This is a genomic window from Solimonas aquatica (genome assembly GCF_900111015.1).
Classification (GTDB): Bacteria; Pseudomonadota; Gammaproteobacteria; order Nevskiales; family Nevskiaceae; genus Solimonas; species Solimonas aquatica.
Map to the genome: position 1 here is coordinate 170,167 of NZ_FOFS01000012.1, position 17,672 is coordinate 187,838.

Here is a 17,672-nt window from a genome sequence, read left to right on the forward strand (position 1 = left end):
ATGCTTTACTACCTCGCCGACTATCTGAAGCAGTTCGTGAGCGGCTTCAATGTCTTCACGTATCTGACCTTCCGCAGTGTGCTGGGCATCCTCACCGCGCTGATCTTCAGCTTCGCTTTCGGGCCGCTGATGATCGAGCGCCTGTACCGTTTCAAGTTCGGTCAGCCGGTGCGTGAGGATGGTCCGCAGACGCATCTGAAGAAGACCGGCACGCCGACCATGGGCGGCGTGCTGATTCTCTGTGCGATCAGCGTCGCGACCCTGATGTGGGCCGATCTGGGCAACCGCTTCGTGTGGTTCTCGCTGTTCGTGACCCTGGCCTTCGGCGCCGTGGGCTTTGCCGACGACTACATCAAGATTCGCCGCAAGGACCCCAAGGGCCTGCCGGCGAAGCAGAAGTATTTCTGGCTGTCGCTGGCCGGCTTCACCGTGGCGACGCTGATCTTCGCCACGCACAAGGCGCCGGCGGAAACCACGCTGATCTTCCCCTTCGTGAAGAATGCCGCGATCTCGCTGGGCATCTTCTTCATCCCCTGGGCCTATCTGGTGATCGTCGGTTCCAGCAATGCGGTGAACCTCACCGATGGCCTGGATGGCCTGGCCATCATGCCCACGGTGCTGGTGGCCTCGGCGCTGGCGGTGTTCGCCTATGCCAGCGGCAATGCCAAGTTCGCCGCGTATCTGGCCATCCCTTACATCCCCGGTTGCGGCGAACTGGCGATCTTCTGCGCCTCGATTGCCGGTGCCGGTCTGGGCTTTCTCTGGTTCAACACCTATCCCGCACAGGTGTTCATGGGCGACGTGGGCGCGCTGGCGCTGGGCGCGGCGCTGGGTGTGGTGGCGGTGCTGGTGCGACAGGAACTGGTGCTGGCGATCATGGGCGGCGTGTTCGTGGCCGAGACCGTGTCGGTGGCGCTGCAGGTGATGTACTTCAAGTACAGCGGCGGCAAGCGCATTTTCCGCATGGCACCGCTGCATCACCACTATGAACTCAAGGGCTGGCCGGAGCCCAAGATCATCGTGCGCTTCTGGATCATCACGCTGATTCTGGTGTTGATCGGCTTGTCTTCTCTAAAGGTACGTTGATGCTGGAGTATCAGGGACAGTCGATTCTGATTGTGGGGCTGGGCGCCAGCGGCGCCTCCAGCCTGCGCCATCTCGCGCCGCTGGGCGCGCGACTGACCGTGACCGACAGCCGCGCCACGCCGCCGGGCGTGGACGCGCTGCGCACACAATATCCGGACGTGAGGTTCGTGCTCGGCGGCTTCGCCGCGCCGCAGCCGCTGTCGCAGTTCAAGCTTGCGGTGGTCTCGCCCGGCGTTTCGCTGGACGAGCCTTTCGTGCGTGAACTCGCCGCTGCCGGCGTGGCCATCATCGGCGACATCGAACTGTTCGCGCGCGCGCTGCAGGCGCAGGCTTCGGGCTCGGCGCCTCAGGTCGTCGCCATCACCGGCTCCAATGGCAAGTCCACCACCACCACGCTGGTGGGCGAGATGGCCAAGGCCGCCGGTCTGCGCGTGGCGGTGGGCGGCAATCTCGGTCTGCCGGCGCTGGACCTGCTGGCCGCAGACATCGAGCTGTACGTGCTGGAACTGTCCAGCTTCCAGCTGGAAACCACGCACAGCCTGCGCTGCAAGGCCGCGGCGTTTCTGAATCTGTCGCAGGATCATCTCGATCGTCACGGCAGCATGGCGCATTACGGCGATGTGAAGGCGCGGATCTTCGAAGGCTGCGAAACCGCCGTGGTCAATCGCGAAGACCCCGCCACCTGGCGCGCGAGCGCCGCGACGCGCACCCTCAGCTTCGGCGTGAACGATGCCGCCGAGGGGCAATACGGTCTGCGCCAGATCGAAAGCGACGCCTGGCTCTGCGCACCGGACCCGCAGACCCATCTCACCGCGCAGGCCTTGCGCCTCGCGGACCTGAAGATTTTCGGCCTGCACAACGCTGCGAACGCGCTGGCCGCGCTGGCGCTGGCCGATGCCGCCGGCATTGCGCGCGAGGCCAGCCTGCGCGCGCTGCGCGAGTTCAAGGGCCTGGCCCATCGCTGCGAGTTCGTGGCCAGCGTCGCGGGCGTGGATTACTTCAACGATTCCAAGGGCACCAATGTCGGTTCGACGCTGGCGGCCCTGCTGGGTCTGCCGGCCCCCATCGTCTGGCTCGGCGGCGGGCAGGGCAAGGGTCAGTCCTTCATCGAGCTGCGTGCGGCGCTGGCGCAGAAGAGCCGCGCCGCTGTGCTGTTCGGCGAAGACGCCGCGCGCATCGAAGCCGATGTGTCCGGTGCCGCACCCATCTATCGCGAGCCGGACCTGCGTGCGGCCCTGGCGCGGGCACGCACGCTGGCGCAGCCCGGCGATCGCGTGCTGCTCTCGCCGGCCTGCGCGAGCTTCGATCAGTTCAAGAGCTATGTGGATCGCGGCGAGCAGTTCCGCGCCGCGGTGCGGGAGCTGGAAGCATGAGCGCGCTCGCCGCCGTGTTTTCCATGCCACGCGCACGCTACGGCCTCGACAACTGGCTGTGCGGCGCGGTGCTGGCGCTGATGATCTGGGGCCTGGTGATGGTGGCCTCGGCTTCGGTGGCGCAGGCCACCAAGCTCAGCGGTGATCCCTTTTACTTCTTCTATCGCCAGCTGCTGTTCCTGGCGATGGGCCTGAGCGCCGGCATGCTGCTGTACTGCGTGCCCAGCGCGATCTGGCAGCGCAGCAGCACCCTGCTGTATCTCGGCGCGCTGGCGCTGCTGATTCTGGTGCTGATCCCGCATGTGGGCCTGAAGATCAATGCCGCGCGGCGCTGGATCGATCTGGGCGTGTTCCGCCTGCAGGCCTCCGAGCCGGCGCGTCTGGCGGTGATCATCTATGTCGCCGGTTATATCGCGCGTCGGCAGCTGGCCCTGCAGGACAGCTTGAAAGGCATGGCCATGCCGCTGCTCGCCACCGCGCTGCCCTGCGTGCTGCTGCTCGCCGAGCCGGACTTCGGCGCCACCGCGATTCTGGTCGGCGTGGTGTTCCTGATGCTGTTTCTGGGCGGCGCGCGCGTGCATTACTACATCGGCCTGGTGCTGCTGGCGGCCGTGGGCATGGCGGTGCTGGCCTTCGCCGAGCCGTATCGCGTCAAGCGCCTGATGAACTTCATGAACCCCTGGGCCGATGTCGAGAACGCCGGCTGGCAGCTGGCGCAATCGCTGATTGCGGTGGGGCGCGGCGAATGGTTCGGCGTGGGCCTGGGCAACAGCATCCAGAAGCTGCTGTATCTGCCGGAGATGCACACCGACTTCATCTTCGCGATTCTCGCCGAGGAGTTCGGCCTCATCGGCATCGCGCTGCTGATCAGCCTGTTCGGCATCGTGGTCTGGCGCGGCTTTCGCATCGCGCGCGCGGCCGAGCAGCAGGCGCGGCACTTCCAGGCCTATCTGGCTTACGGCCTCACCTCCTGGATCGGCCTGCAGGCGCTGATCAACATGGCGGTGAACATGGGCCTGCTGCCCACCAAGGGGCTGACCCTGCCGCTGCTCTCTTACGGCGGCTCTTCGCTGATCACGGTCTGCGCGATGCTGGGCCTGCTGCTGCGCGTGGATTACGAGAATCGCGCGCTGGCTTTCGGCAGCCGCTCGGCGGAGGACGAGGCATGAGCGCCGCCACGCGTGCACGCCGCTTCGTGGTGATGGCCGGGGGCACCGGCGGGCATGTCTATCCAGGGCTTGCTGTGGCGCAGTGGCTGCGCGAGCGCGGCCATGAGGTGGTGTGGATGGGCACGCCCGACAGTTTCGAGTCCCGCGCCGTGCCCAAGCAGGGCTTCGCGCTGGAATACGTGCGCATCTCCGGCGTGCGCGGCAAGGGGGTGCTCAAGCTGCTGCAGGCGCCGCTGCTGATCGCGCGGGCCATCTGGCAGGCGCGCAGCATCCTCAAGCGCCTCAAGCCCGACGCGGTGCTGGGCATGGGCGGTTTTGTTTCCGGGCCTGGCGGCCTCGCAGCCTGGCTGGGCGGCTGGCCGCTGCTGATTCACGAACAGAACGCGGCGGCCGGCATGACCAATCGCGTGCTCGCGCAGCTGGCGCGCGTCGCGCTGCAGGCTTTCCCGAATACCTTCGCGCAGGCCCGCACCGTGGGCAATCCGGTGCGCAGCGGTTTTGCCGAGCTGCCGCCGCCGGCGCAGCGTCAGCAGCACGAAGGGCCGCTGCGGGTGCTGGTGGTCGGCGGCTCGCAGGGTGCGCGTGCGCTCAATGAACAAGTGCCGCGCGCCATCGCGCGTCTGCTGCCGGCCGAACGTCCGCTGCTGCGCCATCAGGGCGGCCGCACGGTGGAAATCGCACAGCGTGCTTATGCCGAGGCACAGGTGCAGGCCGAGATCACGGCCTTCATTGACGATATGCCGGCGGCCTATGCCTGGGCGGATCTGGTGATCTGCCGCGCCGGTGCCTCCACCATCGCCGAACTCAGTGCCGCAGGTTGCGCCAGCGTGCTGGTGCCGTTTCCGGCGGCGGTGGACGATCACCAGACGCGCAATGCGCAGTATCTGGTGGCGGCGGGCGCCGCTCTGCTGCTGCCCGAAGCGCAGCTCAGTCCCGATTCTCTGGCCAGTGTGCTGCGCGAGCTGATGGCGGATCGCGCGCGGCTCACGCGCATGGCCGAAGCCGCGCGCACGCGCGCCTGGCCACAAGCGACCGAGACCATCGCGCAAGCCTGTCTGGAGCTGGCCGCATGAGCACGGTGATGAATCTCATGTCCCTGCCGATGCGCCGCGTGCGGCGCATCCACATGCTCGGGATCGGCGGTTCCGGCATGGCCGGCATCGCCGAGGTGCTGATCAATCTCGGCTATCAGGTCAGCGGCACGGATCTGAAGGAAAGCGCGGCCGTGCAGCGCCTGCGCGAGCTGGGTGCCACGGTGTTCATCGGTCATGCCGAGAGCAATGCTCATGGCGCCGACGCCATCGTCGTCTCCACGGCGGTGAAGGCCGACAATCCCGAACTGGTCTACGCGCACGCGCAGCGCATTCCGGTGGTGCGGCGCGCCGAGATGCTGGCCGAACTGATGCGCTTCCGCTACGGCATCGCCATCGCCGGCACGCATGGCAAGACCACCACCACCAGTCTGGTGGCGAGCGTGCTGGGCGAGGCCGAGCTGGACCCCACCTACGTGATCGGCGGCAAGCTCAAGAGCGCGGGCAGCAATGCGCGCCTGGGTTCGGGCGGCTATCTGGTGGCCGAGGCCGACGAGAGCGATGCCTCCTTCCTGCATCTCTCGCCGCTGCTGGCGGTGGTCACCAATATCGACGCCGATCATCTGGAAACCTACGGCCACGACTTCAAGAAGCTGCGTGCGACCTTCGTGGAGTTTCTGCATCGTCTGCCGTTCTACGGCCTGGCGGTGCTGTGCATCGACGATCCGGTGGTGCGCGAAACCATTCCCGAAGTCGGCCGCCCGGTGTTCACCTACGGCTTTGCCGAGGACGCCGATCTGCGCGCGCTGGATGTGCGCCCGGAGGGCAGCGGCGCGCATTTCACGGTGGCGTTTCGCGATGCCGATGGTCAGCTGCGGCATGAGGAATTCCATCTCAATCTGCCCGGCCGGCACAATGTGCAGAACGCGCTGGCCGCGATCGCCATCGGCCGCGAGCTGGGCGTGAACTTCGAGGCCATGCGCCGCGCCTTCACCGGCTTCGGCGGCGTGGGCCGGCGCTGTGAGCCGCATGGTGAACTCGCGCTGCCGCAGGGCCGCGTGCTGCTGGTGGATGACTACGGTCATCACCCGCGCGAAATCGCCGCCACCTTCCAGGCCATGCGCGCCGCGCATCCCACGCGCCGTCTGGTGGTGGTGTTCCAGCCGCATCGCTACTCGCGCACGCGCGATCTGTTCGAAGATTTCTGTGCGGTGCTGAGCGAGGCCGATGCCGTGCTGCTGGCCGAGGTCTATGCCGCAGGCGAAGCGCCCATCGAAGCCGCAGATGGTCGCGCCCTGGCGCGCGGCATCCGCGCACGCGGCAAGGTGGAGCCGGTGTTCGTGCCCACCATCGCCGAGATGCCGGATGCCTTGTCGCGCCTGCTGCGCGATGGCGATCTGCTGCTCACGCTCGGTGCCGGCGATGTCGGTGGTCTGCCGGCCCTGCTCACGCAGCGCTTCCGCAGTGGAGGTGGCGCGTGAACGCGACAGCCCGTCACGACCCGGTTGCGCTGCGCGGCCGGCTGCTGCTCGGCGAATCGCTGGCGGCGCATACCTCCTGGCGTGTCGGTGGCAAGGCGGATCGCTATTACGAGCCGGCCGATCTGGCGGATCTGTCTGCTTTCGTGGCCAGCCTGCCGGCGGATGAGCCGCTGCTGTGGCTGGGCCTGGGCAGCAATCTGCTGGTGCGCGACGGCGGTGTGCGCGGTACGGTCATCGCCCTGCATGGCGCGCTGGACGATCTGAAGCATTACGACGAAACCTGCATCGAGGCGCAGGCCGGCGTGCATTGCGCGCGTCTGGCCAAGTTCGTGGTGGGCCACAAGCTGGCCGGTGCCGGCTTCTTCGCTGGCATTCCCGGCACCGTGGGCGGGGCGCTGGCGATGAACGCCGGTGCGCACGGCGGCGAGACTTGGCGCGTGGTCAGCGAGGTGCAGATCATGCGCCGCGACGGCAGCACGGTCTGGCTGCCCAAGTCCGAATTCGTTTACGGCTACCGGCACGTGGCGATGCCGCGCGACTTCGCCGGTTTCATCGCCGCGCGTTTCGTCTTCGAGCGTGATGCCGACGGCAGCGCCGAGGCCGACATGAAAACCTGGCTGGCGCGGCGCAAGGCCACGCAGCCGGTGGGCAAGCCTTCGGCCGGCAGCACCTTCCGCAATCCGCCGGACGATCATGCCGCGCGTCTGATCGAAGCCTGCGGCCTGAAGGGCCATCGCGTCGGCGGCGCCGAGGTCTCCACGCTGCACGCCAATTTCATCATCACCGACGAGGCCGCCCGCGCCGCCGATGTCGAACAGCTGATCGCGCACATCCAGCAGCGCGTGTTCGAGCAGACCGGTGTGCATCTGCATCCGGAAGTACGGGTGGTAGGGGAACCGGCATGAGGCGCACGAACAATCCCAAGGACTTCGGCCGCGTTGCACTGCTGATGGGTGGTTGGTCCTCCGAACGCCAGGTCGCGCTCTGGAGCGGGCAGGGCATCGAGGCCGCGCTCAAGGCGCGCGGCGTGGATGTCACCGCCATCGATGCCACGCCGGAGCAGGTGCTGAATCTCGGCCGCCTAGGCTTCGACCGCGTGTTCAACATCCTGCACGGCACCGGCGGTGAGGACGGCACGGTGCAGGCGGCGCTGCAGCTGCAGAAGATTCCGTACACCGGCAGCGGCGTGCTGGCCTGCGCGCTGGCCATGGACAAGCTGCGCACCAAGCGCATCTGGAAGGCCGAGGGCCTGCCGACGCCGGACTGGCTGTGGGTCGAGCAGGAGTCCGATCTGCAGCGCGCGGCGCAGCAGTTCGGCTATCCCTTCATCGTCAAGCCTTCGGATGAAGGCTCCAGCGTCGGCGTGAGCAAGGTCAAGCGTGCGGAAGATCTGCACGCGGCCTGGCTGTCTGCGCGCGGCGAACAAGGCCGCACGGTGATGGCGGAACGCTTCATCGCCGGTGGTGCCGGCGGCCACGAGTTCACCTGCGCGATTCTCGGCGAGGAGGCCTTGCCGCTGATCCGTATCGAGCCGGAAGGCGAGTTCTACGATTACCACGCCAAGTATCTCTCCGATAACACCCGCTACCACTGCCCGAGTGGCCTGGATGCGGCGCTGGAGAACGAGATTCGCGGCATCTGCCTGCGCGCCTTCCAGCTGCTGGGTGCGCGCGGCTGGGGCCGCGTGGACTTCATGCTCGATGCACAGAACCGGCCCTGGCTGATCGAAGCCAATCTGGTGCCGGGCATGACCTCGCACAGCCTGGTGCCGATGGCGGCGAGGGCGCGCGGCATCGATTACGAAACCCTGTGCTGGCGCATTCTCGAAGACACCCTCGACGCGGAGGGCGGCGGATGACCGCGATGGTGATGACGGCCGACGAACTGCCCGCCGATGAAACCCCTGCCCTGCGCCTGCCGCGCGCGCTGCTGTTTGCGCTCGGTCTGCTGGTGCTGCTGATGGCGGCCCTGCTGCTGCTCTCGGGTGCGCGCTGGGTGGGGCGCCAGGATGTGGCGCGCCTGCAGATCGAAGGTCGCTTCACGCATCTGAAGGTGAGCGATATCGAAGCCGTGCTGCGGCCGCAGGTGCAGCGCCGCTTCGGTGAACTGGATCTGGCGGCGCTGCGCGCATCGGTGCAGCAGCTGCCCTGGGTGGCGCAGGCCAGCGTCGAGCGCGTCTGGCCGGGCACGGTGCGTGTGCGCGCCGTGGAGCGCATGCCCTTCGCGCGCTGGAACAACGATCAGCTGCTCGACAGCCAGTCGCAGGCGTTCACGCCGGCGCCGGCGGAGATCGCGCAGAACCTGCCGCAGCTCGGCGGCACCGCCGGCAAGGAGGCGATGGTGGCGGAGATGTTCCGCGCGCTCAGCAGCCAGCTCAAGGATTCGGCTTTCGCACTCTCCGGCCTGTCGCGCGATGCGCGCGGCGAATGGCTGGGACACACGCAGAGCGGCGTGGAACTGCGTCTGGGTCGTGACGATCCGCAGAACGCAGTGGCGACCCTGCTGGGGCCGGCCGAACGTTTATTCAAGAACCGGGTTTCGGAAGTGAAGTACATCGATCTGCGCTACACCAATGGTTTTTCCGTCGGCTGGCAAGCCGCTCCGTCTGCGCAACGTAAGGAGGCGCCCTGAGCATGGCACGTCGTGAAGAACGCAATCTGCTGGTCGGCATCGACATCGGCACTTCCAAGTGCGTGGCGGTGGTCGGGCAGCTGATGCCGGAAGGCAATATCGAAATCGTCGGCTACGGCGAAGCGCCCTCGCGCGGCATGAACCGCGGCGATGTGGTCAACATCGAGCTCACCACGCAGGCCATCAAGCGCGCCGTGGAAAACGCCGAGCACATGGCGGGCTGCCGCGCGCAGTCGGTGTACGTGGGCATTTCCGGCACGCATATCCGCAGCCTCAATTCCGCCGGCGTGGCGCCGGTGCGCGCGGGCAGCGTCTCCGAGCGCGATGTCGACAGCGTGATGGACGCGGCGCGCGCCATCGCCATTCCGGCGGATCAGAAGATCCTGCACGTGATTCCGCAGGAGTTCGTGGTCGATGGCCGCGAAGGCATCCACGATCCGGTGGGTATGCACGGCGTGCGCCTGGAAGCCAAGGTGCACATCGTCACCGGCTCGATCTCGGCGGCGCAGAACATCTACAAGTGCGTGGAGAGCTGCGGCCTGAAGGTGGACAAGCTGATTCTCCAGCACCTGGCGTCCAGCTACGCCACGCTGTTGCCGGATGAGCGCGAGCTGGGCGTGTGCATGGTGGATATCGGTGGCGGCACGTCCGATATCGCGGTGTTCAAGGGCGGCACCATCCGCCACACCGCCGTGCTGCCGATCGCCGGCAACCAGGTCACCAACGACATCAGCGTCGCCTTCCGCACCCCGGCGCCGTATGCCGAGGAACTGAAGGTGCAGCACGGCGTGGCGCTGCCGCAGTTCGCGGCGAGCCATGAGGAGATCGAGGTCAAGGGCGTGGGTGATGCGCCGGCGCGGCGGCTGTCGCGCCTGACGCTCGCGGAGGTGATCAAGCCGCGCTACGAGGAACTGTTCCGCTTCATCCGCAAGGAGCTGCATCGCGCTGACTGGTACGAGCTGGCCGCCGGCGGCGTGGTGCTCACCGGAGGCGCCGCGCAGATGCCGGGGGTGATCGAACTGGCCGAGAGCGTGTTCGAGCTGCCGGTGCGTCTGGGCGTGCCGCAGAACGTGGGCGGACTCAAGGAAGTTGCGCGCAATCCGGCCTGCGCCACGGCGGTGGGACTTTTGATGTACGGGCGGCAGAACCTGCCGCAGGTGCCGGCCGCCAGCGGCGAAGGGATCGGGCACTGGTTCGGGCGCATCAGCGACTGGATCAAGGGCAGTTTTTAAAGGCGCATGAAGGCGCTGAAGCGACAAGTTGAAGTGTTTTTTTTGAGAGGTTTCTGAGTTTTTGTTGTTGACATCGGCACAGTGATGAAGTATTTTACTTTCGCGAAATTGTTTTTCTTTGGAAACAAATTTCGCGCGCCGGGTCTGGCAGGAATTCGTGACCAGTTGCGCGAACATGCGCGCTTTATGAATGATCTGTGACGAAGAGCGCTCGCAAGAGCGCGGGAGCAAGACATGAGCGGACAGACACGGGAAATTTTCGAGCTGATGGACGGACAACGGAAGCGCGCGGTGATCCGCGTGATCGGCGTGGGTGGCGGTGGCTGCAACACCGTCAATCAGATGGCCCAGGCGGGCATCGACAGCGTGGATTTCATCTGCGCCAACACTGACCGCGACCATCTCGAACGCTGCGTGCCGACCAATCAGCTGCAGCTCGGCGCCGAGGTCACGCGCGGTCTGGGCGCCGGCTCCGATCCGGCCGTGGGCCGTCAGGCTGCCGAGGAAGACCGCGACCGCATCCGCGAGATGGTGGCGGGCGCCGATCTGCTGTTCATCACCGCCGGCATGGGTGGCGGCACCGGCACCGGCGCCGCGCCGGTGATCGCCGAGGTGGCCAAGGAGCTCAACATCCTCACCGTGGCGGTGGTCACCAAGCCCTTCGCGCATGAGGGCAAGAAGCGTCTGGCGGTGGCGATGCGCGGCATCGACGAGCTGCGCCAGTACACCGACTCGCTGATCCTGATCCCCAACGAAAAGCTGTCGCTGGTGCTGGGCAAGAAGGTCACGCTGCTCAACTGCTTCCGCGCCGCCAACGACGTGCTGCAGAACGCGGTGCAGGGCATTTCCGATCTGATCACCCGTCCGGGCCTGATCAACGTCGACTTCGCCGACGTCAAGACCGTGATGTCCAACCGCGGCATGGCGATGATGGGCATCGGCGCCGCCAGCGGCGAAGACCGCGCCCAGCGCGCGGTGGAAATGGCCCTGTCCAGCCCGCTGCTCGACGATATCGAGCTGCACGGCGCGCGCGGCCTGCTGGTCAACGTCACCTGCGACGAAACCCTGCTCTCGGAAGAGTATGAGTTCATCAGCGCGCGGGTCGGCGAGATCGCGGCCGACGAGGCCGACGCCAAGATCGGCATGTCCATCAATCCGAATCTGAACGGCGAGCTGCGCGTGACCGTGGTGGCCACCGGCCTCAACGGCAACCGCCAGATGCAGACCCTGCCGCTGCAGCAGCCGGCGATGGCTGCCGCACACGCCAATCCGCGGGTGGCGCAGTTCATCCGCCCGGAAGGTGCGGCTGGTTTCGGCGGCGTGCCCACGCTCAACACCGCCAATCTGGAAATTCCGGCGGTGCAGCGCCAGCAGCCGCGCAAGGTCGCGGCGGCCGGCGGCAGCGCTTTCCCGCTGGGTCTGGACGAAGACATCATCAACATCCCGGCCTTCCTGCGAAACCAGGCCGATTGAGCCCACCCGGGGCGCAGCCCCGCGGGGAGCGTTCAGACTGGCATGTTAAGATTCTGTGAATTCGAAGGGGCGTCCGTAGCGGGACGCCCTCTTTCGTGATCTCTCAGACCTCGAACAGCACCGGCAAGACCATGGTCCGACAGCGCACTCTGAAACAGGCAATCCGCGCCAGCGGCATCGGCCTGCACTCCGGCCGCAAGGTCTATATGTCGCTGCTGCCGGCCGGGCCGGACACCGGCATCCTGTTCCGTCGCACGGACCTCGCGCCCGCCGTGGAAGTGCCCTGCGCCGCCCATCTGCTGCGCGAGGCGGTGATGTGCAGCACCCTGGTCAGCGACGCCGGCGTGAAGGTCGCCACCGTCGAGCATCTGATGTCGGCCTTTGCCGGCCTGGGCATCGACAACTGCGTGGTGGAACTGTCCTCGGCCGAGCTGCCGATCATGGACGGCAGCTCCGGGCCCTTCGTGTACCTGATCCAGTCGGCCGGCATTCACGAGCAGGACGCGCCCAAGAAGTTCATCCGCATCCGTCAGCCGGTGCAGGTGGCCGAGGCCGACAAGTGGGCGCGCTTCGAGCCCTACGAGGGCTATCGCCTGAGCTTCGCCATCGACTTCAAGCACCCGGTGTTCAAGGCCAGCGCCCAGAACGCCGTGGTGGAGTTCTCCACCGCCAATTACGTCAAGGAAGTGGCGCGCGCCCGCACCTTCGGCTTCTTGCGCGAACTGGACACCCTGCGCGCCAACAACCTGGGCCTGGGCGCCAGCCTGGACAATGTCGTGGCCCTGGATGATTTCCGCGTGGTCAATCACGACGGCTTGCGCTACGACGACGAATTCGTGCGCCACAAGATTCTCGACGCGGTGGGCGATCTCTATCTGCTCGGCCATCCGGTGATCGGCGCCTACACCGCCTACAAGTCCGGCCACGCGCTCAACAACAAGCTGGTGCGCGCGGTGCTGGACGATCCGCAGGCCTACGAGATCGTGACCTTCGAAAACAGCGACCAGCCGGCGCCGATCAGCTTCGTGCGCGGCAGCAATCTCGCCGCAGCCGCCTGAAGTCCGGGGCTGCCTCAGCGCGGCCGCACGCTCAGCGCCAGGCGCTGGCAGTCCAGGCCGTGGTAATCCTTGAGCCAGCGCAGGAAGGCGTTGCTGCGGTGACGCAGCGGCACCAGCGCCGTGGCCGAGGCCGAGTACACCACCACCACGCCCTCGCGCAGGTTCGCCACCCGCAGCTGTTTCACCCAGGGCTCGGCACACCATTGCGGCAGGCTCTGGTTGATGGCCTGCAGCTGCCGCAAGCGCGCCAGCCAGCCGCCGCCATCGTGGGCGGCAAGGTTCAGGACCTGCGACAAGGGCTGTGGATCGCGCATGCTGGGGGGGCTCGCAAAACCGGGCTGCGGGCTTGAAAAGCGGGTTGTCATCCCAAGCAAGGCATAATACGCCCCCTTTGACGCCCGCCACGGCCCGCACCTCCGTGGACCGGTTCTGATTTTCGATCTTTCTTTCAAGAGTTGCCATGCTCAACAAGTTCCTGGCCCGCATCTTCGGCAGCCGCAACCAGCGCATCATCAAACGGCTGGAGAGCGTGGTCCGCGCGGTAGGCGCGCTGGAAGAAAAATACGCGGCGATGAGCGATACGCAGCTGGCCGAACAGACCGGGATGCTGCGCGAGCGCCTGGCCAAGGGCGAAACCCTGGAGCAGCTGCGCCCCGACGCCTTCGCCCTGGTGCGCGAGGCCGGCAAGCGCGTGATGGGCATGCGCCACTTCGACGTGCAGCTGATCGGCGGCGCCATCCTGCATGAGGGCAAGATCGCGGAAATGCGCACCGGCGAGGGCAAGACCCTGGTCGCCACCCTGCCGGCGTATCTGAATGCGCTCAGCGGCAAGGGCGTGCACGTGGTCACGGTCAACGACTACCTGGCGCGGCGTGACTCGGAATGGATGGGCCGCATCTTCCGCTTCCTGGGCATGAGCGTGGGCGTGATCACCTCCGGCCAGACCACGGAAGAAAAGCGCGCGGCCTACGCCTGCGACATCACCTACGCCACCAACAACGAGCTGGGCTTCGACTACCTGCGCGACAACATGGCCTTCTCGCTGGCCGACAAGGTGCAGCGCGGCCATGCCTACGCCATCGTCGACGAGGTGGACTCGATCCTGATCGACGAGGCGCGCACGCCCCTGATCATCAGTGGTCCCACCGACGATGATCCCGAGCTGTACCGCAAGATCAACGCCCTGATTCCGAAGCTCGCGGCGCAGAAGGAAGAGGACGGCCCCGGCGACTTCTCGGTGGACGAGAAGGGCAAGCAGGTGCACCTGACCGAAGACGGTCACGAGAAGGTGGAACATCTGATGCGCTCGGGCGGCCTGCTGGGCGAGGAGGACAGCCTCTACGACGCGGCCAACATCGTGCTGCTGCATCACTTGAACGCGCTGCTGCGTGCGCATCATCTGTACAAGCGCGATGTCGAGTACATCGTGCGCAATGGCCAGATCATCATCATCGACGAATTCACCGGCCGCATGATGCCGGGCCGGCGCTGGTCCGATGGCCTGCACCAGGCCATCGAGGCCAAGGAAGGCGTGAAGATCCAGCAGGAAAACCAGACGCTGGCCAGCATCACCTTCCAGAACTACTTCCGTCTCTACGGCAAGCTGTCCGGCATGACCGGCACGGCCGACACTGAGGCCTTTGAATTCCAGAGCATCTACAACCTGGAAGTGGTGGTGATCCCCACCAATCGCGCCATGATCCGCAAGGACCAGGGCGATCTGGTGTTCATGAACGCCAAGGACAAGTTCAACGCGGTCATCACCGAGATCAAGCAGGCGCACGCCAAGCAGCAGCCGGTGCTGGTCGGCACCGCCAGCATCGAAACCTCGGAACTGCTGTCCTCGCTGCTCAACAAGGAAGGCATCAAGCACGAGGTGCTCAATGCCAAGCAGCATGAGCGCGAGGCCGAGATCGTGGCCCAGGCCGGCCGCCCCGGCGCGGTGACCATCGCCACCAACATGGCCGGTCGCGGCACCGACATCGTGCTTGGCGGCAGCCTGGAGAACGAGCTGGCGCAGCTCGCCGAGGACGACAGCATCGGTCGCGAGGCCGCGCGTGCGGCCTGGAAGACGCGGCACGAGCAGGTGCTGGCCTCCGGCGGTCTGTATGTGATCGGCTCCGAGCGCCATGAGTCGCGGCGTATCGACAACCAGCTGCGCGGCCGCTCCGGCCGTCAGGGCGACCCCGGCGCCTCGCGTTTCTATCTGTCGCTCGACGACACCCTGATGCGCATCTTCACCCCGCCGCGCATGCGCGCCATGCTGCAGGGCTTAGGGATGGAAGAGGGCGAGGCCATCGAGCATCGCTGGGTGACGCGCGCCATCGAGACCGCGCAGCGCAAGGTCGAAGCGCACAATTTCGACATCCGCAAGCAGCTGCTGGAATACGACAACGTCGCCAACGACCAGCGCAAGGCCGTCTACGAGCTGCGCGATCAGGTGATGAGTGCCGAGCGCGTGACCAGCATGGTCGACACCATCCGCCCCGACGTGCTCAGCGCGGTGATCGACGCTTACGTGCCGCCGCAGTCGATCGAGGATCAGTGGAACATCGACGGTCTGCAGGAAGCCCTGCGTCGCGATTTCGGGCTGGAGCTGCCGATCCGCCAGTGGCTGGATACCGAGCGCGAGCTCAACGAGAAGGGCCTGCGCGCGCGGCTGCTGGAGCAGCTGGCCGAGACCTACGCGCAGAAGAAGCAGCAGGTCGGTGCGCCGGTTCTGGAGCATTTCGAGAAGGCCATCATGCTGCAGACCCTGGACAATCTCTGGCGCGAGCATCTGGCGGCCATGGACTATCTGCGCCAGGGCATCCATCTGCGTGGCTATGCGCAGAAGGATCCCAAGCAGGAGTACAAGCGCGAGGCCTTCGGCATGTTCAACGACATGCTGGCGCGCTACAAGCACGAAGTGATCGCCATGCTCTCACGCGTGCGCATCCAGACCGAGGCCGAGGTGCAGGAGGTCGAGGAGCAGCGTCGGCGTCAGGCCGAGGCCCTGGAGCGGCGCATGCAGCTGCAGCACGAGGCCATGCCGGGCGCCGCTGTCGAGCCGCAGCCCGAGGCCGCCGAGCCGCTGGCGGCGCCGCGTCGCTTCGAGCCGCCGCAGCCGGCCCCGGCGCGGGTGCTGACCCAGCAGCGCGAGCTGCCCAAGGTCGGCCGCAACGACCCTTGCCCCTGCGGCAGCGGTAAGAAGTTCAAGCACTGTCACGGCGCCTTGAGCTGAGCAGGATGAATCGGCGGCAGGGGCCTCTTGCTCTACCGCCGCCCTGCTGGCACAATTGCGCCCCTTTTCGTGACCCCTGGGTCACGCACAAGTCCAAATTCCCTCAAGGGTTTCGTGTCATGTCGAAAGTCTGTCAGGTTACCGGCAAGCGCCCCATCGTGGGCAACACCGTTTCGCACGCCAACAACAAGCGCCGTCGCCGGTTCGAGCCGAACCTGCACACGCACCGCTTCTGGCTGGAGTCCGAGAAGCGCTTCGTGTCCCTGCGTGTGTCCGCCAACGGCATGCGCATCATCGACAAGAAGGGCGTCGAGGTCGTGATCGCCGAGCTGCGCGCCCGCGGCGAGAAGCTCTAATCTCCCTTCCAACGGATTAAGGACCGCAAGCAATGGCCAAGAAAAAAGACGTTGAGAAGGTGAAGCTGGTGTCGACCGCCGACACGGGCTATTTCTACACCACCACCAAGAATCGCAAGAACACGCCGGACAAGTTCGAGTTCAAGAAGTACGATCCGGTGGCGCGCAAGCACGTCGCCTTCAAGGAAGCGAAGATCAAGTAAGCCCGATCTCGCGCTGTCCGCGCCAGAACGCCGCCCTTCGAGGCGGCGTTTTGCGTTTGGACGCACGCGCGAGCGGGGGGCGCACCAACAAAAACGCCGCCCGGTTGAGGGGCGGCGTCGGGGTTTCCCGCTGGCGGCTCAGTAGTAGTAGCCGCGACCGATGTTGGCTTCGATGCTCAGCGAGGGCCGGTAGTAGGGACGCGGGTAGACCACGCGGGGCGCGTAGTAGACCGGGGCCGGGGCCACGTAGGCCGGGCGGTACACCACGCGCGGCGCCGGGGCGTAATAGACCGGCGGCGGGGGCGGGTCGTAGTAGACCGGAGCCGGGGCCACATAGACCGGGGCCGGAACGCCCAGGCCGATGCTCACGCCGACATTGGCATGGGCCATGGCAGGGGCCGAAAGGCTGGCCAGCAGCAGGGCGCCGGCAGCGAAGATCGCTTTGCTCGAGGTTTTCATTTTGCACTCCACTCTGGTGATGTGGCCTCAGAATAGAGTTGTCAACTGAATTGGTTCTGAACCCTGCGGCCGCGGGGTCCGGCGCGAACGCCGGCTGAATGAGGCGGGAAAGGAAGGCTGTCATGAACGAGGAAGAACGCTTCATCGCCCTGGAAACGCGGCTGAGCTATCTGGACGCCACCGTCCAGGATCTCAACGCCGTGATCACCGCCCAGCAACAGCAGCTGCAAGCCATGGAGCGGCTCTGTGCGCTGATGGGCGAGCGCCTGGCGCGCATGGGCCAGGATCTTTACAAGGGCACGGCCGCGGACGAGGTGCCCCCGCACTACTGAGCCTTGGTCTGGCGCTCGGCAAAGCTGTTCTTGAACCACTCGGCCAGCATGCGCTTCTCATAGCCCAAGGGCTGCGAGCTGTAGCTGGAACGGGCTTTCTGCAGGTAATTCATGTCGGCGATGTTGGCGTCCGCCTCGCGCAGCAGCTGGCCCTGTACGCTGAGCCGGTAGTGCAGCTGGATGCGCGGCCAGTCGGCCTCGCGCTGCATGCGCACCCATTCGGACGGTCGGCCCGGCATGGGGTCGAAACGACCGGCGAGGTCGATGTTGCGGATCTCGATGCTCAGCTGCTGGCCGGCCGGCAGGTACTGCGCACCCAGTTTTTCCAGAAAGCTCTTGATGTCGTTCAGCACGCGCGGGCTGGAGCCCATGCCCAGGCCCTGGTCGCTGGCGTCGATGAATTTTTCCGGTTTGATGAAGCTGACCAGGGTGTTGGGTTCGGGCGTCTGCGCCTGCAGGCCGGCCGACAGCAGCAGGGCCAGTGTGCCGCCAAGAAGGATACGGTTCATGAGCTTGCGCCTCCCGATTGCCGATGCCGCCGCCAGTGTAGACCGTCGTTTTGGGC

At 66.3% G+C, this 17,672-nt stretch carries 18 protein-coding genes; 15 read left to right on the forward strand and 3 right to left on the reverse strand.

What is annotated here, in order from left to right:
• The 11 genes from mraY to lpxC all read left to right on the forward strand — a co-directional run bounded on the left by mraY (position 1) and on the right by lpxC (position 12,534).
• Positions 1-1,086, forward strand: a complete 1,086-nt coding sequence (gene mraY / locus BMY12_RS15585) for a phospho-N-acetylmuramoyl-pentapeptide-transferase (protein ID WP_093288231.1) — start codon at positions 1-3, stop codon at positions 1,084-1,086.
• Positions 1,086-2,459: a UDP-N-acetylmuramoyl-L-alanine--D-glutamate ligase gene (gene murD, locus BMY12_RS15590; protein WP_177189030.1), complete on the forward strand. Its 1,374-nt coding sequence runs from the start codon at positions 1,086-1,088 to the stop codon at positions 2,457-2,459. The genes mraY and murD overlap by 1 nt, the downstream gene beginning before the upstream one ends.
• Positions 2,456-3,628 (forward strand): putative lipid II flippase FtsW, encoded by a 1,173-nt coding sequence (gene ftsW, locus BMY12_RS15595; RefSeq protein ID WP_093288234.1) that lies wholly within the window; start codon positions 2,456-2,458, stop codon positions 3,626-3,628. The genes murD and ftsW overlap by 4 nt, the downstream gene beginning before the upstream one ends.
• Positions 3,625-4,701, forward strand: coding sequence for an undecaprenyldiphospho-muramoylpentapeptide beta-N-acetylglucosaminyltransferase (gene murG, locus BMY12_RS15600; RefSeq protein WP_093288238.1), 1,077 nt, complete (start codon positions 3,625-3,627; stop codon positions 4,699-4,701). The genes ftsW and murG overlap by 4 nt, the downstream gene beginning before the upstream one ends.
• Positions 4,698-6,140, forward strand: coding sequence for a UDP-N-acetylmuramate--L-alanine ligase (murC, locus tag BMY12_RS15605; protein WP_093288241.1), 1,443 nt, complete (start codon positions 4,698-4,700; stop codon positions 6,138-6,140). The genes murG and murC overlap by 4 nt, the downstream gene beginning before the upstream one ends.
• Positions 6,137-7,045 carry a UDP-N-acetylmuramate dehydrogenase gene (gene murB, locus BMY12_RS15610; protein WP_093288244.1) on the forward strand — a complete coding sequence of 303 codons (909 nt, stop codon included), beginning with the start codon at positions 6,137-6,139 and terminating at the stop codon, positions 7,043-7,045. Before murC ends, murB begins: the two co-directional genes overlap by 4 nt.
• On the forward strand, positions 7,042-7,998 hold the full coding sequence (locus BMY12_RS15615; RefSeq protein ID WP_093288247.1) for a D-alanine--D-alanine ligase: 957 nt from the start codon (positions 7,042-7,044) through the stop codon (positions 7,996-7,998). Before murB ends, BMY12_RS15615 begins: the two co-directional genes overlap by 4 nt.
• Positions 7,995-8,771 (forward strand): cell division protein FtsQ/DivIB, encoded by a 777-nt coding sequence (locus BMY12_RS15620; protein ID WP_093288250.1) that lies wholly within the window; start codon positions 7,995-7,997, stop codon positions 8,769-8,771. Before BMY12_RS15615 ends, BMY12_RS15620 begins: the two co-directional genes overlap by 4 nt.
• A gap of 2 nt (positions 8,772-8,773) precedes the next feature.
• Positions 8,774-10,003, forward strand: a complete 1,230-nt coding sequence (ftsA, locus tag BMY12_RS15625; protein WP_093288252.1) for a cell division protein FtsA — start codon at positions 8,774-8,776, stop codon at positions 10,001-10,003.
• Positions 10,004-10,237: 234 nt separating this feature from the next.
• The gene (gene ftsZ, locus BMY12_RS15630) at positions 10,238-11,476 is read left to right on the forward strand and encodes a cell division protein FtsZ (protein WP_245732563.1); all 1,239 of its coding nucleotides are present in this window, start codon (positions 10,238-10,240) and stop codon (positions 11,474-11,476) included.
• Positions 11,477-11,607: 131 nt separating this feature from the next.
• Entirely contained in the window at positions 11,608-12,534 is a 927-nt protein-coding gene (lpxC, locus tag BMY12_RS15635) for a UDP-3-O-acyl-N-acetylglucosamine deacetylase (protein ID WP_093288357.1), read from the forward strand.
• A 14-nt stretch (positions 12,535-12,548) separates the two neighbouring features.
• Here lpxC and BMY12_RS15640 read toward each other — a convergent pair whose 3' ends face one another.
• The gene (locus BMY12_RS15640) at positions 12,549-12,848 is read right to left on the reverse strand and encodes a DciA family protein (RefSeq protein ID WP_093288258.1); all 300 of its coding nucleotides are present in this window, start codon (positions 12,846-12,848) and stop codon (positions 12,549-12,551) included.
• Between the two features lie 146 nt (positions 12,849-12,994).
• Between BMY12_RS15640 and secA the strand changes: the two genes are divergently transcribed.
• From secA to rpmG, 3 genes are all read left to right on the forward strand, one after another.
• Entirely contained in the window at positions 12,995-15,757 is a 2,763-nt protein-coding gene (gene secA / locus BMY12_RS15645) for a preprotein translocase subunit SecA (RefSeq protein ID WP_093288261.1), read from the forward strand.
• A 119-nt stretch (positions 15,758-15,876) separates the two neighbouring features.
• Positions 15,877-16,113 carry a 50S ribosomal protein L28 gene (rpmB, locus tag BMY12_RS15650; RefSeq protein WP_093288264.1) on the forward strand — a complete coding sequence of 79 codons (237 nt, stop codon included), beginning with the start codon at positions 15,877-15,879 and terminating at the stop codon, positions 16,111-16,113.
• Between the two features lie 32 nt (positions 16,114-16,145).
• The gene (gene rpmG, locus BMY12_RS15655; protein WP_093288267.1) at positions 16,146-16,316 is read left to right on the forward strand and encodes a 50S ribosomal protein L33; all 171 of its coding nucleotides are present in this window, start codon (positions 16,146-16,148) and stop codon (positions 16,314-16,316) included.
• A 138-nt stretch (positions 16,317-16,454) separates the two neighbouring features.
• Here rpmG and BMY12_RS15660 read toward each other — a convergent pair whose 3' ends face one another.
• The gene (locus BMY12_RS15660; protein WP_177189031.1) at positions 16,455-16,775 is read right to left on the reverse strand and encodes a hypothetical protein; all 321 of its coding nucleotides are present in this window, start codon (positions 16,773-16,775) and stop codon (positions 16,455-16,457) included.
• A 122-nt stretch (positions 16,776-16,897) separates the two neighbouring features.
• Between BMY12_RS15660 and BMY12_RS15665 the strand changes: the two genes are divergently transcribed.
• Entirely contained in the window at positions 16,898-17,107 is a 210-nt protein-coding gene (locus tag BMY12_RS15665; RefSeq protein ID WP_093288270.1) for a SlyX family protein, read from the forward strand.
• Here the strand turns inward: BMY12_RS15665 and BMY12_RS15670 are convergent.
• The gene (locus BMY12_RS15670) at positions 17,101-17,616 is read right to left on the reverse strand and encodes a DUF3016 domain-containing protein (RefSeq protein WP_093288272.1); all 516 of its coding nucleotides are present in this window, start codon (positions 17,614-17,616) and stop codon (positions 17,101-17,103) included. The two genes, BMY12_RS15665 and BMY12_RS15670, sit on opposite strands and share 7 nt — an antisense overlap.
• Between the last annotated feature and the right edge of the window lie 56 nt (positions 17,617-17,672).